Origin of the sequence: Paraburkholderia sp. BCC1884, assembly GCF_900996225.1 — a bacterium.
Taxonomy (GTDB): Bacteria; Pseudomonadota; Gammaproteobacteria; order Burkholderiales; family Burkholderiaceae; genus Paraburkholderia.
In genome coordinates this window covers 25,720-39,438 of the sequence record NZ_CAAJGL010000065.1, presented here as the reverse complement: position 1 = coordinate 39,438, position 13,719 = coordinate 25,720, and the positions used below count along the sequence as shown (strand labels likewise).

General features: G+C 63.1%; 13 protein-coding genes. 7 read left to right on the top strand and 6 right to left on the bottom strand.

The window, feature by feature from the left end; translation table 11 throughout:
• The first annotated feature begins 63 nt into the window (after positions 1 to 63).
• The 6 genes from FQ705_RS05905 (at position 64) to yacG (ending at position 5,305) form a co-directional block, all read left to right on the top strand.
• The gene (locus FQ705_RS05905) at positions 64 to 1,305 is read left to right on the top strand and encodes a GspE/PulE family protein (RefSeq protein ID WP_144138477.1); all 1,242 of its coding nucleotides are present in this window, start codon (positions 64 to 66) and stop codon (positions 1,303 to 1,305) included.
• Positions 1,302 to 2,537, top strand: a complete 1,236-nt coding sequence (locus tag FQ705_RS05900; protein ID WP_144138476.1) for a type II secretion system F family protein — start codon at positions 1,302 to 1,304, stop codon at positions 2,535 to 2,537. Before FQ705_RS05905 ends, FQ705_RS05900 begins: the two co-directional genes overlap by 4 nt.
• 27 nt (positions 2,538 to 2,564) lie before the next feature.
• A complete protein-coding gene (locus FQ705_RS05895; RefSeq protein WP_144138475.1) occupies positions 2,565 to 3,518 on the top strand; it encodes a prepilin peptidase in 954 nt (317 codons plus the stop codon).
• Between the two features lie 3 nt (positions 3,519 to 3,521).
• Positions 3,522 to 4,124 carry a dephospho-CoA kinase gene (gene coaE, locus FQ705_RS05890; protein ID WP_144138474.1) on the top strand — a complete coding sequence of 201 codons (603 nt, stop codon included), beginning with the start codon at positions 3,522 to 3,524 and terminating at the stop codon, positions 4,122 to 4,124.
• Positions 4,125 to 4,249: 125 nt separating this feature from the next.
• The gene (zapD, locus tag FQ705_RS05885; RefSeq protein ID WP_144138473.1) at positions 4,250 to 5,005 is read left to right on the top strand and encodes a cell division protein ZapD; all 756 of its coding nucleotides are present in this window, start codon (positions 4,250 to 4,252) and stop codon (positions 5,003 to 5,005) included.
• 102 nt (positions 5,006 to 5,107) lie between these two features.
• The gene (gene yacG, locus FQ705_RS05880; protein WP_144138472.1) at positions 5,108 to 5,305 is read left to right on the top strand and encodes a DNA gyrase inhibitor YacG; all 198 of its coding nucleotides are present in this window, start codon (positions 5,108 to 5,110) and stop codon (positions 5,303 to 5,305) included.
• Between the two features lie 74 nt (positions 5,306 to 5,379).
• Here the strand turns inward: yacG and mutT are convergent, their stop codons facing one another.
• The 4 genes from mutT to secA all read right to left on the bottom strand — a co-directional run bounded on the left by mutT (position 5,380) and on the right by secA (position 10,990).
• Positions 5,380 to 5,826 carry an 8-oxo-dGTP diphosphatase MutT gene (gene mutT / locus FQ705_RS05875; protein WP_144138471.1) on the bottom strand — a complete coding sequence of 149 codons (447 nt, stop codon included), beginning with the start codon at positions 5,824 to 5,826 and terminating at the stop codon, positions 5,380 to 5,382.
• Complete coding sequence (locus FQ705_RS05870) at positions 5,823 to 6,692, bottom strand: ATP-binding protein (RefSeq protein WP_144138470.1); 870 nt, start codon at positions 6,690 to 6,692, stop codon at positions 5,823 to 5,825. The genes mutT and FQ705_RS05870 overlap by 4 nt, the downstream gene beginning before the upstream one ends.
• Before the next feature lie 42 nt (positions 6,693 to 6,734).
• Positions 6,735 to 7,976, bottom strand: a complete 1,242-nt coding sequence (gene argJ / locus FQ705_RS05865) for a bifunctional glutamate N-acetyltransferase/amino-acid acetyltransferase ArgJ (RefSeq protein ID WP_144138469.1) — start codon at positions 7,974 to 7,976, stop codon at positions 6,735 to 6,737.
• 200 nt (positions 7,977 to 8,176) lie between these two features.
• The gene (gene secA, locus FQ705_RS05860) at positions 8,177 to 10,990 is read right to left on the bottom strand and encodes a preprotein translocase subunit SecA (protein ID WP_144138468.1); all 2,814 of its coding nucleotides are present in this window, start codon (positions 10,988 to 10,990) and stop codon (positions 8,177 to 8,179) included.
• Between the two features lie 290 nt (positions 10,991 to 11,280).
• Between secA and FQ705_RS05855 the strand changes: the two genes are divergently transcribed.
• The gene (locus FQ705_RS05855) at positions 11,281 to 11,766 is read left to right on the top strand and encodes a DciA family protein (protein WP_144138467.1); all 486 of its coding nucleotides are present in this window, start codon (positions 11,281 to 11,283) and stop codon (positions 11,764 to 11,766) included.
• 69 nt (positions 11,767 to 11,835) lie between these two features.
• Here the strand turns inward: FQ705_RS05855 and lpxC are convergent, their stop codons facing one another.
• Positions 11,836 to 12,753 (bottom strand): UDP-3-O-acyl-N-acetylglucosamine deacetylase, encoded by a 918-nt coding sequence (gene lpxC / locus FQ705_RS05850; RefSeq protein WP_144138466.1) that lies wholly within the window; start codon positions 12,751 to 12,753, stop codon positions 11,836 to 11,838.
• 277 nt (positions 12,754 to 13,030) lie between these two features.
• Entirely contained in the window at positions 13,031 to 13,534 is a 504-nt protein-coding gene (locus FQ705_RS05845; protein ID WP_144138465.1) for a peroxiredoxin, read from the bottom strand.
• Positions 13,535 to 13,719 lie beyond the last annotated feature (185 nt).

Below are 13,719 nucleotides of genomic sequence, written 5' to 3'. Positions count from 1 at the left end.
TCAGACGCGTCGCGGCGGAAGATGGGCCGTCCAGTTCTACAGGCGGCCTTGCGCCGGTTTTCCATGCACGCTTCCTTTCAAGCTGCGGCTGCGCCGCCGCGTCCCGTCGCGAGCGTCAACCTCGCTGATCCCGAGAACGCGCCTGCCGTGCGTCTTCTGACCGACACGTTGCAGGAGGCCACCCGCCGCAACGCGTCCGATCTCCATATCGAGCCGGCCGAACATGGCTGGCGGATACGCTTGCGCATCGACGGTGTATTGCATGAGATTCCGACGCCGCCCGCGCATCTGCGCGACGCGTTCATCACACGCGTGAAGGTGCTCGCGCGCATGGATATCGCCGAGCGGCGGGTGCCGCAGGACGGCCGTCTGCGACTGGCCACATCGCCCGGTCGGATCGAAGACTATCGGGTCAACTCGCTGCCCACGCTATTCGGTGAGAAGCTCGTCTTGCGGCGACTCGACGCGCTGCCCACCGATCTTTCGCTCGACTCGCTGGGCCTCGACGCCCACCAGCGCGAAACTGTCGACGCGACGATTCACGCGCCGCACGGCCTCGTGCTCGTCACCGGACCGACGGGCAGTGGCAAGACACTATCGCTCTACTGCTTCCTGAGTCTGCTCAACGACAACGCACGCAATCTGTGCTCAGTCGAAGACCCGGCGGAGATTCAACTGGCCGGCATCAATCAGGTCAGCGTGCGCGACAAGGCCGGGCTGACTTTCGCCGTAGCGTTGCGCGCGTTCCTGCGCCAGGACCCCGACGTCATCATGGTCGGCGAAATCCGCGATGAGGAAACCGCCGACGTCGCCGTGAAAGCGGCGCAAACCGGCCACCTCGTTCTGTCGACTTTGCATACCAACGACGCGCCTGCTGCGATCGCGCGGCTCATCGACATCGGCGTCGAGCCGTACAACCTTGCCGCGGCGCTGCGTCTCGTGACCGCGCAGCGACTCGTGCGGCGCCTGTGCGTTGCCTGTCGCACGCCAGCGCCGCATTCGGCGGCGGCGCTCCGCGCGGCCGGCTTCGCCGGGCACCGAATCGACGACGGCTGGCAACCTTATGCCGCGGCTGGCTGCCCGGCTTGCCATGGCATCGGCTACCGGGGACGTGTCGGCGTTCATCAGGTAATGCCGGTGTCCGACGCCATGCGCGAACTGATCGTGGGCAGCGCAGGCGCGCACGAGCTTGCAAGGCTCGCGCAGTCGGAAGGCGTCAGCACGTTGCGCGATGCGGCGCTCGAACGGGTGTACGACGGCACCACCAGCCTCGCCGAAGCACTGGCCGCCACCGAGGTCGCATGAGCACCGCACCACGCACGGCATCCGTCGCAGCGCCCGCCGACATGCGTTTCAAATGGCGCGGCGTGGACGCAAACGGGCAGCATAAAAACGGCGCGCTGCTCGCGTCGGACGCGGGCACCGCTCGCGCCATGCTCAAACGCGACAAGGTATTTATCGTCGAACTCCACGCGCATGGGCCGGCACCACGCCCCAAAGCAAGTGCCACGGACGTCACCCTGTTCACCCGCCAGCTCACCAGCCTGTTGCGGGCAGGCCTGCCGCTCGCGCCCGCGCTCGATTTGCTGGCGCAGGCGCCGAGCTCACGCCGTCAAGGCATGCCGCGAATCGTCGCTGCGCTGGCCCGCGACATCGCCAGCGGGCTGCGTTTCTCTGCGGCATTGCAGCGGCACGCCGCGCAATTCAACGCGCTGTATTGCCAACTCGTCGAAGTCGGCGAAGCAGCCGGCGCACTGCCGGCGATCCTCGCGCGCATCGCCGACGACCGCGAACGATCCGCCGCGCAACGCGCCAAGGTACGCGCCGCGCTCACCTATCCCGTCGTCATCCTGTTGCTGGCGTTGGCGATTACGGCGGCTCTGCTGGTGTGGGTCGTGCCGACCTTCAAGCAGATCTTCGATGGCTTCGGCGCCAGCTTGCCCGCGCCGACGCAGTTCGTGCTGGCTTTATCGGCAGGCGCGGCGCGCTGGAGCATCCCCGCGCTCGTCATGATCTGCGCCACGAGTTTCTCTGTGACGTTTCTACTGCGGCGTTCCGAAGCAGCGCGCCTGCGTTTCGCGCGCTTTTCGCTGACAATCCCCGTCGCCGGTCCATTGCTGACCACGCTGTGTGCGGCCCGCTGGAGTCGCGCGCTCGGTACGTTGCTATCCGCAGGCACGCCGTTGGCGGATGCGTTCGACTCGCTGACCCACGCTACCGGCAATGCCTTCTTCGACCGCGCCACGCTTGAGATCGCCGCGCGGCTTCGGCGCGGTGAACGGCTCGCCGCCGCCATGCGCGCAGCGCGCTGCTTTCCGCCGGAGGTCGTGCAGCCGGTCGCGGTTGCCGAGGAGTCCGGAGCACTCGACGCTATGCTGATCGACGTGGCCGCGCTGGCCGACCGTCAGGTGGACGAGAAAATCGGCACGCTTTCGAGTCTGTGCGAACCGCTCGTCATCATCGTGCTGGGCGCGTTGGTCGGCGGTCTCGTGATCGCCATGTATCTCCCCATTATTCAACTCGGCAACGTGGTGTAGCATCGCAGCCGAATCCATCAATTATCTATGCCGGCGACTCTTCCACTCGTGCCAGAAACTTCTTCCAGCCTGCTTTCGGGCCTGCCCTTGCGCGTGATGCCCGGCCACTTTGCGAGCGATTTCGGTTACGCGTTCGGCAGCTTGCCGGCCGCTTTGCAGATCGCCTTCGCCATCGTGTTCGGCCTGGTCATCGGCAGCTTTCTGAACGTGGTCGTACATCGCTTGCCGATCATGCTCGAACGGGCATGGCGCGAGGAAGTCCGCGACGCCACCGACCAACCGCAGGAAGAAGACGGCTTGCCGGCGCGCTACAACTTGTGGGCGCCACGCAGCGCCTGTCCTCATTGCGGCCACGTGCTGAGCGCCTGGGAGAATCTGCCGGTGTTGAGTTACGTCCTGCTGCGCGGACGTTGCTCGGCATGCAAGGCCCCCGTGAGCTTGCGCTACCCGTTGCTCGAAATCGCAAGCGCGGCCTGCGCCGCGGGCACCCTGATCGTCTTCGGGCCAACCTTGGCGGCGCTGGCCGCGTTCGGCCTGTGCGCCGCGTTGCTCGCCATGAGCGCAATCGATATCGATACCCAGCTATTGCCCGACTCGATGACGCTGCCACTGCTGTGGGCAGGCCTCATCGTCAACTTCAATGGCATGTTTGCGAGCCTGCACGACGCCGTGCTTGGCGCTATCTTCGGTTATCTGGTGCTGTGGGTCGTGCATTGGGCATTCCGCCTGGTTCGTGGTATCGAAGGCATGGGTTACGGCGACTTCAAATTACTGGCAGCGCTCGGTGCCTGGCTCGGCTGGGCCGCGCTGCCGCAGATCGTGCTGATTGCCGCCGTAGCAGGCGCGGTGATCGGTCTGCTGGCCACCTGGCGCGGCCGCATGCGCTTCGAAGAGCCGCTGCCTTTTGGACCGTTTCTTGCGGCAGGCGGTGCGCTCACGCTGTTCCTCGGCACACCGCTTTATCTGGCTCTGGGAGGCTGAAACATGTTTGCTGTTGGGCTGACCGGTGGCATTGGCAGCGGCAAATCGACCGTCGCCGATCTATTCGCGGCGCACGGCGTGCCGCTGGTCGACACCGATCTGATCGCGCACCGTATTACCGCGCCGCAAGGCATTGCGATGCCGCAGATCGCGGCCGAGTTCGGCGCTGCATTCGTTGCCGCCGACGGCTCGCTCGACCGCGCGCGCATGCGTTCGCTGGTATTCAGCGACGACACCGCCCGCAAGCGTCTCGAAGGCATCACGCATCCGCTGATCCGCGCGGAGACCGAGCGCGAGCAACGCGAGGCGCAGGGTCCCTACATGATCGTGGTGGTGCCGCTGCTGGTCGAATCCGGCAGTTGGAAGACCCGTGTGAACCGCGTGCTGACGGTCGATTGCAGCGTCGAGACGCAAATCTCGCGCGTCATGAGCCGCAACGGCTTCACACGCGAACAGGTGTTGGCGATCATTGCGCGGCAGGCCACCCGTGAAGCGCGTCTCGCCGCTGCCGACGACGTCATCGACAACGACGGCGCGCCGCTCGACACACTGACGACACAGGTCGAGCGACAGCACCGCACGTACCTGTCGCTTGCGGGCTCGTAGGTTCGCGGTCCGTCACCTAAAAAAGTTGCAAAATCACGCCGAAAAAGTGCGTGATTGCTAGGGTAGTCTCACGGCATTAGAATGTTCTGCATTCCCGTCACCGACCACGCCCGAGGCGAGCCCGCTTGATCCTTTACGAGTATCCCTTCAACGAGCGAATCCGGACGCTATTGCGCCTCGAAGACCTGTTCGAGCGCTTCACGTTCTTTCTGACTCAGGAAGATGCCAGGGAACATCACGTCGCACTGACCACGTTGTTCGAAATTTCCGAAGTTGCGGGTCGCGCGGATCTGAAGTCGGATCTGATGAAGGAACTCGAGCGTCAGCGGCAAACGCTGGCACCGTTTCGCGGCAATCCGGGTATCGAACAGAATGCGCTCGAAGCCGTGCTTGGCGAAATCGAACAGACTTTGGCGGGTCTTTCGCAAATGCAGGGCAAAACTGGCCAGCATCTTGCGGACAATGAGTGGCTGGCGAGCATTCGCAGCCGCGCCATCATCCCAGGCGGCACCTGCAAGTTCGATTTGCCGTCCTACTACGCGTGGCAGCAAATCCATCCCGATCAGCGCCGTCAGGACATCGCCAAATGGGTGACGCCGCTACTGCCGCTGCGCGACGCGGCCACGATCGTTCTGCGGCTCGCACGCGAGTCCGGTCAGGCGTCGAAAGTCATGGCCATGCAAGGCAGCTATCAGCAAATGCTGTCGGGCCGCTCGTATCAGTTGATGCAGGTTCGCGTGGCACCGGAATTGCGCATGATTCCCGAAGCCAGCGCCAACAAGTACATGCTCTGGGTGCGATTCACCGTGCAGGACGGCGATTTGCGTCCCCGTGCGGTCGATGTCGATGTGCCGTTCCAGCTCACGCTGTGCAGCCTGTAACGTTCGGCTGGTAAATCAGGATTGGGGGCCGCGCCTTTAAAGCGGCGACAGTTGCCCCTATATTCGTAACTTGTTCCCGTTTGCGATTGACTGCCTGACCGTATGCCTACCGTCGTCAAATGCCCCACTTGCGGCAAGGATGTCCGCTGGACCCCTGAAAACCGCTTCCGTCCCTTCTGTTCCGATCGCTGCAAGCAGATCGATCTCGGCGCTTGGGCCGCTGAGAAGTACAAGATTGGTGGTAGTGAACAGGAAGCGCCGCCCGACGAGACGCCCGGCGGCGACTACGACCCGCACTGAACGCGGCTCGTGTCCCTAAAACTGCGCGGGCTGGCGCCGCTGGCGCCAAGCCCATTCCCGCAGGCCTTTCCTGATCAGTTCTTTTCCGCCGCGAGCCATTCCAGCACGGGTAAGGTCGCGGGCAGCAATGGCTCGACGTCGGCGGGCAGCGTCTGCCAGACGAAAGCCTGACCTTCGCGGCCGTGCGGCTCACCCGACCACTGCGTGACCTTGCAGAAAAAAAGCCGCACATAGGCATGCGGATAATCGTGTTCGAGCGTATGCCACAGATGGCTCGCCTGCACCTCGATACCCAGCTCTTCATGCAGTTCGCGAGCAAGCGCGGCCTCGACCGATTCGCCCGGCTCCAGCTTGCCACCCGGAAATTCCCAGTAACCCTCGTACGGCTTGCCGGCCGGACGCTGCGCCAGCAGATAGCGCCCATCCGGCTGGACCAGCACGCCGACGGCGACTTCCGTCACCTTGCGCCCGGCAGCGTTGGTCTGCGCGCCGTTTTCCGAATCGGTCTGCGCGCCGCTCATGCCGGCGCCTTCCGGCCCGACCAGTCGCGTGCGAACTGCCACGCCACCCGACCCGAGCGCGAACCGCGTTCGAGTGCCCACACGAGTGCATCGCCGCGCGCCGCTTCGACTTCGGCGTCGTCGCAGCCGAAATGCCGCAGCCAGTGGCCGATGATCGACAGGTAGTCGTCCTGCTTGAACGGATAGAAGCTGACCCACAACCCGAAACGCTCCGACAGCGAGATCTTCTCTTCGACCAGTTCGCCGGGGTGAATCTCGCCATCCGACGTGTGCTTGTACGTCTCGTTGTCGCTCATGTACTCCGGCAACAAATGACGGCGGTTCGACGTCGCGTAAATCAGCACGTTGTCCGACTGCGCAGCGATCGAGCCGTCGAGCGCCACTTTCAGCGCCTTGTAGCCCGACTCGCCGTCTTCGAACGAGAGGTCGTCGCAGAACACCACGAAGCGCTCCGGGCGCTGCGCGATCAGGTCGACGATATCGCCGAGATCGTGCAGATCGTCCTTGTCGACTTCGATCAGACGCAGGCCGTCTTTCGAGTAGGCGTTCAGGCAGGCCTTGATCAGCGACGACTTGCCGGTGCCGCGTGCGCCCGTCAGCAGCACGTTGTTGGCCGGCTGCTTGTGCACGAATTGGCGCGTGTTCTGTTCGATCAAGCCTTTCTGACGCTCGATGTTTTGCAGGTCGTCGAGCGTGATATCCGAAATGGCCGGCACCGGCTGCAGATAGCCGCGCCCTTGGCGCTTGCGCCAGCGGAACGCGACCGCCGCCGACCAGTCGATTTCAGGTGCGGCGGGCGGAAGCATGGCTTCCAGGCGGCCGAGTACGGCTTCGGCGCGGGTTAAAAACTGTTCGAGTTTGTCCATAGCTGTGAATTTAGCGGCCACGAGGCCGCGTAATGAACCCGGTTACGAACGATAGTCGGCGTTGATGCTCACGTAGTCGTGCGACAGATCGCAAGTCCAGATCGTGGCTTGCGCAGCGCCGCGTCCGAGGACGACGCGAATGCCGATCTCGCTCTTTTTCATGACGCGCTGGCCGTCTTCTTCACGGTAGGCCGGATTGCGGCCGCCGCCCGTCGCGACCAGCACGTCGTCCAGATACAGATCGATTTTGCTGACGTCGAGATCGTCCACGCCGGCATAACCGATGGCCGCCAGGATGCGGCCGAGATTCGGGTCCGATGCATAGAAAGCCGTCTTCACGAGCGGCGAATGGCCGATCGCATACGCGATCTGGCGGCATTCGCCGACGCTCGAGCCGCCTTCCACTTGCACGGTCATGAATTTGGTCGCGCCTTCGCCGTCGCGCACGATCAGTTGTGCGAGGCTCTGGGCGACGTCGGTCACCGCGTCGCGCAACGCTGCATAAGCGGGCGAGTCGGTGGAGGTGATCGCCGGCAGGCTCGATCTGCCCGACGCGATCAGGATGAACGAATCGTTGGTCGAGGTATCGCCATCGATCGTGATGCAGTTGAACGAGCGGTCCGCCACGTGCTTGACCAGCGCGTCGAGCACCGGCTGGGCGACGGCGGCGTCGAACGCGAGGAAGCCCAGCATGGTCGCCATGTTCGGCTTGATCATGCCGGCGCCCTTGCTGATGCCGGTGAGCGTGACCGTGTGGCCGTCGATCGTGACCTGGCGCGAAGCGGCCTTCGGCAGCGTGTCCGTGGTCATGATCGCCTGCGCGGCGTCGAACCAGTTGGCTTCCTTGCGATTGGCCAGCGCAGCCGGCAGACCGGCCTTCAGACGATCGACGGGCAGCGGCTCCAGAATCACGCCCGTCGAGAACGGCAACACCTGTTCCGGCGCGATGTCCGCCAGACGCGCCAGCTCGGCGCAGGTTTCGCGCGCCGCCACGAGGCCCGGCTCACCCGTGCCCGCATTGGCGTTGCCGGTGTTGATCACCAGCGCGCGAATCGGCCTGCCGCCTGCACGCACACGTTCCAGATTCTCCCGGCACACCGTCACGGGCGCCGCGCAAAAACGGTTCTGCGTGAACACGCCGCCGACCGTGGCGCTTTCGCCCACGGAAATAACGAGTACGTCCTTGCGGTTCGGCTTGCGGATATTCGCCTCCGCCCAGCCCAGCGTGACGCCGGCGATGGGGTGGAGTTGAGCGGGATCGATCGAGGGGAAATTGACAGCCATGGTCGCGACCTGTCGAAGAAAATGCCGGCAGACGCCGGCATCGGGATAGCAAACTGATGGCACGGGCAGGTTGCCGGACCACCGCGAAATCTACAAAGAGCGCTACAACCGACGCGCTGGCAGTGAGCGCGCCACCAGGCGGGACGGTAAAGCACCGCCTGAAACAGCGCGGCGCGCCTGGAAGCGCGCCGCCTTAGGCTTTATACGATCTTTCCGTGACACTGCTTGTACTTCTTGCCGCTACCGCACGGGCACGGGTCGTTGCGGCCGACCTTCGGCACGTTGTCCGCGTCGCCGCCCAGCGCCGCCGCTTGCGACGAAGAGGCGTGGCTCATCGCGTCGCCGATCATGGCGGCCGTTGCCGCCTCGGCTGCCACCGGCGCGGCCGCTGCAGCTTCGGCAAATTCAGCGTGACGGAACTCGACGTTTTCCAGATGGCCGCCCTGCTCTTCCATTTGTTCGGCCGCCTGCTCCAACTGCTCCGGCGACTGAATCTGCACGTTCATCACGACGCGCGTGACTTCGAGCTTCACCGCCTCGAGCATCGCGGCAAACAGTTCGAACGCTTCACGCTTGTATTCCTGCTTCGGATTCTTCTGCGCATAGCCGCGCAGATGGATGCCCTGACGCAGGTGATCGAGTGCGGCCAGATGTTCGCGCCAGCTGCGATCCAGCGTTTGCAGCATGATAGAACGCTCGAACGCGCTGAACGACTCGCGGCCAACCAGTTCGACCTTCGCTTCGTAGGCTTCGTCTCCGGCGGCTTCGACGGCTTCGAGGATTTCGTCCGCGCTGATCGAGTTCGATTCGTTGATCATTTCCTGGATCGCGAGGTCGAGCTGCCATTCGTTGCGCAAAACTTCTTCCAGCTCGGGCACGTCCCACTGCTCTTCAATACTGCCGGCCGGGACAAACTGATGAACGATGTCGCTGATCACGCCCTGACGCATCGCGCCGATCGTTTCGGTGATGTCGTTCGCTTCGAGCAATTCGTTGCGCTGCTGATAGATCACCTTGCGCTGATCGTTCGACACATCGTCGTATTCGAGCAATTGCTTGCGAACGTCGAAGTTGCGCGCTTCAACCTTGCGCTGCGCCGACTCGATCGAACGTGAGACGATGCCTGCTTCGATCGCTTCGCCTTCCGGCATCTTCAGACGGTCCATGATCGCGCGCACGCGATCGCCCGCGAAAATGCGCAGCAGCGGATCTTCCAGCGACAGATAGAAACGCGACGAACCCGGATCACCCTGACGGCCCGCACGGCCGCGCAACTGATTGTCGATCCGGCGCGATTCATGACGCTCGGTGCCGATGATGTGCAGACCGCCCGCGGCCTTCACCTGATCGTGCAGCGTTTGCCATTCGTCGTGCAGCTTCTGGATACGGCTTTGCTTCTCTGCGTCGGCCAGCGTCTCGTCCAGTTCGAGGAACGACGCCTGCTTTTCAGCGTTGCCGCCGAGCACGATGTCGGTACCGCGACCGGCCATGTTGGTGGCGATCGTGACGCGCTTCGGACGGCCCGCTTCGGCGACGATCTCGGCTTCACGCGCATGTTGCTTGGCGTTCAGCACTTCGTGCGGCAAACCGGCCTGCTTCAGCAGATGCGACAGCAATTCGGAGTTTTCGATCGACGTCGTACCGACCAGCACCGGCTGCCCGCGCTCGTAGCAATCGCGGATGTCGCGGATCACCGCGTCGTAGCGTTCCTTGGCCGTTTTGTAGATCTGATCCTGCTTGTCGATCCGCTTGGGCGGACGGTTGGTCGGGATCACGACCGTTTCGAGACCATAGATTTCGTTGAATTCGTACGCTTCCGTGTCTGCCGTACCGGTCATGCCGGACAGCTTTGCGTACATGCGGAAGTAGTTCTGGAACGTGATCGACGCGAGCGTCTGATTCTCGCTCTGGATCTTGACGTGTTCCTTCGCCTCGACCGCCTGGTGCAGACCATCGGACCAACGGCGGCCCGACATCAGACGGCCGGTGAATTCGTCGACGATCACGACTTCGTTGTTCTGGACCACGTAGTGCTGGTCCTTGAAGAACAGCGTGTGCGCGCGCAGGGCGGCGTACACGTGGTGCATCAGCGTGATGTTCTGCGGCGCGTACAGGCTTTCGCCCTCGCCGATCAGGCCCCACTCGGCGAGCAGACGCTCGGCCTTTTCGTGGCCCGATTCCGTCAGGAACACCTGGCGGCCTTTCTCGTCGAGCGTGTAGTCGCCCGGCTTTTCGACGCCGGTGCCGTCCGCTTTCTCTTCGCCGATCTGGCGTTCGAGCAGCGGCGGCAGCGCGTTCATGCGCACGTAGAGTTCGGTGTGATCTTCGGCCTGGCCGGAGATGATCAACGGCGTACGGGCTTCGTCGATCAGGATCGAGTCGACCTCGTCGACCACCGCGAAATTCAGGGCTCGCTGCACGCGCGCGTCGGTCTCGTAGACCATGTTGTCGCGCAGGTAGTCGAAGCCGAATTCGTTGTTCGTGCCGTACGTGATGTCCGCCGCGTACGCTTCCTGCTTGGCTTCGTGATCCATCTGCGACAGGTTGATGCCGACCGACAGACCGAGGAAGTTGTACAGACGCGCCATCCATTCGGCGTCGCGCTGAGCGAGGTAATCGTTGACCGTGACGACGTGCACGCCGCGGCCCGACAACGCGTTCAGGTAGACGGGCAACGTCGCGACGAGCGTCTTGCCCTCGCCGGTGCGCATTTCGCCGATCTTGCCGTAGTGCAGAACCATGCCGCCGATCAACTGCACGTCGAAGTGGCGCATTTTCAGCACCCGCTTGCTGGCCTCGCGGCACACCGCAAACGCTTCTGGCAGGATCTTGTCGAGCGATTCGCCGCTCGCGACGCGCTGGCGGAATTCACCCGTTTTGGCGCGCAGTTGGTCGTCCGTCAATTGCTCGATCTGCGGTTCGAGCGCATTGATCGCCGTGACGGTCTTTTGATATTGCTTGACTAGACGCTGGTTGCGGCTGCCAAAAATCTTCTGTAGAAAACCGGTGGTCATCGGATCGGTGTCTGCGTCGCGGCTTCGGCTGGGTCGCGGCGTGCAGGTCGTGCACGTGCGCTCCGGGGTCGGAAGGGCCTCGGCGGCTTAGTCCAAGAGTGAATTCGAATCGGGCATTTTAGCACGCGCCCCCGGCCGCGCCTGTGTCGGCTCTTCGACGACGGCGAGGCGTTCAACGCCCGCCGCAGCGACCTCCGACATGACGCATCGAGGCGGGCTCGCGTGCATCCCGCGCGGTACAATCGCGGCGTGAACGCGCATAGGGCGCGACCACACCGTCACCATAGAAAATGAGCCGCTTTCCTTCCTTTTCAAGGCCGCCGCCCCAGCAGTTCAAAGCGCGCCGCCCGCAGCCCGTCGCCGAGGTGCTCAATCGCACCGACGCGTACGCGGCCCTGCGCGCGGGCGTCGAGCAGATTGCGGCGCTGGAAAAGGATTTGCGCGCACTGCTCCCCGATTATCTGGCGACGAGCGTCGAGCCGGGCTTCATCAAGGAGGGCGTGCTGGCCCTGTTTGCTGGGCACAATGCGCTCGCGGCGCGCTTGCGGCATCTGGAGCCGCGTCTGCTATCGGATTTGCAGCAGCGCGGCTGGCCGGTCAATGCGCTCAGGATTCGTGTGCGTCCGCAGGCTATCAAAGAGCCGCCGTCGGTCAAACAGGCGCGTATGACGCCAGTCGGCGCCGACGCGCTGCATGCACTGAGCGAATCGCTCGCGCCGTCGCCGTTGCAGGAAGCCTTGGCGAAAATGGCGGCCCGGCATCGGAGAAATCGCTGAGCATAAAAAAACGGCCCATCTGGGCCGTTTTTTCCATCCGTCCGCTTGGGACGATCCACACAGAACCGCTCAGGCAAAAGCCGTCTGCGTCTCATACGCGAAGCCGCGCGGAGCCTTCTGCGTGTCGTCGAAGGTGACGATTTCGTACGAATCTTCGTGCGCCAGCAACTCGCGCAACAACTGGTTGTTCAGTCCGTGACCCGACTTGTACGCGTCGTACGAAGCCAGCAACGGATGACCAATCACATACAGATCGCCGATCGCGTCGAGCATCTTGTGCTTCACGAACTCGTCGTCGTAACGCAGGCCGTCGTTGTTCAGGATGCGGTATTCGTCCAGCACGATCGCGTTGTCCATGCTGCCGCCGCGTGCCAGACCCAACTCACGCATCATTTCCACTTCATGCGCGAAGCCGAACGTGCGCGCACGGGCAATTTCCCGCACGTACGACGTATTGGCGAAATCCACTTCCAGCGCCTGGCCGGTCTTATCCACAGCCGGATGGCGGAAGTCGATCGTAAATTTGAGCTTGAAACCGAAATACGGGTCGAGACGCGCGAATTTGTCGCCATCGCGAATTTCAACCGGCTTGGTGACCTTGATGAATTTCTTCGCCGCGTTCTGCTCTTCGATACCCGCCGATTGAATCAGAAACACGAATGAGCCGGCGCTGCCGTCCATGATCGGAATTTCTTCAGCGGTGACGTCGACGTAAAGATTGTCGATGCCAAGACCGGCGCAAGCGGACATCAGATGCTCGATGGTCGAGACGCGCGCGCCGTCTTTCTGCAACACCGAAGCCAGCCGCGTATCGCCAATCGCCATCGCCGACGCAGGAATGTCCACCGGCGTGGCCAAATCCACGCGCGAAAACACAATGCCCGTATCCGGCGCCGCCGGGCGGAGCGTCAGTTCGACTTTGCGGCCCGAGTGCAGGCCGATGCCGACTGTCTTGACGATCTGTTTGATAGTGCGCTGCTTCAACATGGTGATCTTCTATTCGATTGAAAATCCCAATCGGGACTTTTTATTCCATAGCACGAATTATACTCCAATACCCTATGGAGCGTCGTCGCAGGGAAGGTATCAATCTGTTTCGCTGCATTACCCAATGGGCGCCCGCGAGGAAAGCGTGACGGGCCGATGCCCCGGAACGGAGGCGTTTCCGGTCATCGGCCCGCGTAACGGCCTGTCACAAAAGCGTCTTGCGATCGTTGCCCATGCACAACGCGGTGCCGGGGCGAAGGTCTGAACGCCCGCATAACTAGCTCAACGTAGCGAGAATACTCCCAGCATCGCTGACTTCGAATTTGCCGGCAGCCTCGACGTTCAACGTCTTGACCACGCCGTCGTCGACCACCATCGCGTAGCGCTGGGAACGGATTCCCATGCCGCGCGCCGACAAATCCTGCTCGAGACCGAGCGCTCGCGTGAAAGCCGCACTACCGTCCGCCATCATGCGCACCTTGCCCGAGGCGTGCTGATCGCGTCCCCACGCGCCCATTACGAACGCGTCGTTGACGGACACACACCAGATTTCGTCGACGCCCGCCGCCCGCAACTGCTCGGCGTGCCCGATGTAACCCGGTACGTGTTTGGCCGAACAGGTCGGCGTGAACGCACCCGGCAATCCGAAGATCACCACGCGCTTACCCGCCGTCTGCTCGCGCACGTCGAAGCTGTTAGGCCCGATCGTGCAGCCCGCCCGCTCGTCTTCGATCAACTCGAAGAGCGTTGCGTCGGGCAGCTTGTCACCAGCTTGAATCATGCTCAGTCCTTTGCATCGATGCGAAGCACGCTCGCACGTCGTCGTGTCGCAGTGAAATTCGGCGCATAACCTCTCAGAGGCTCCGCCGCCCGGCGACAGTCGCCCAATCCGCTTCGCGCATCCGAAGAGGGCAGTTTTCCGTGCCGCGAATCTGACGATACGCGACCTGTTCGCCGTTCACCCGC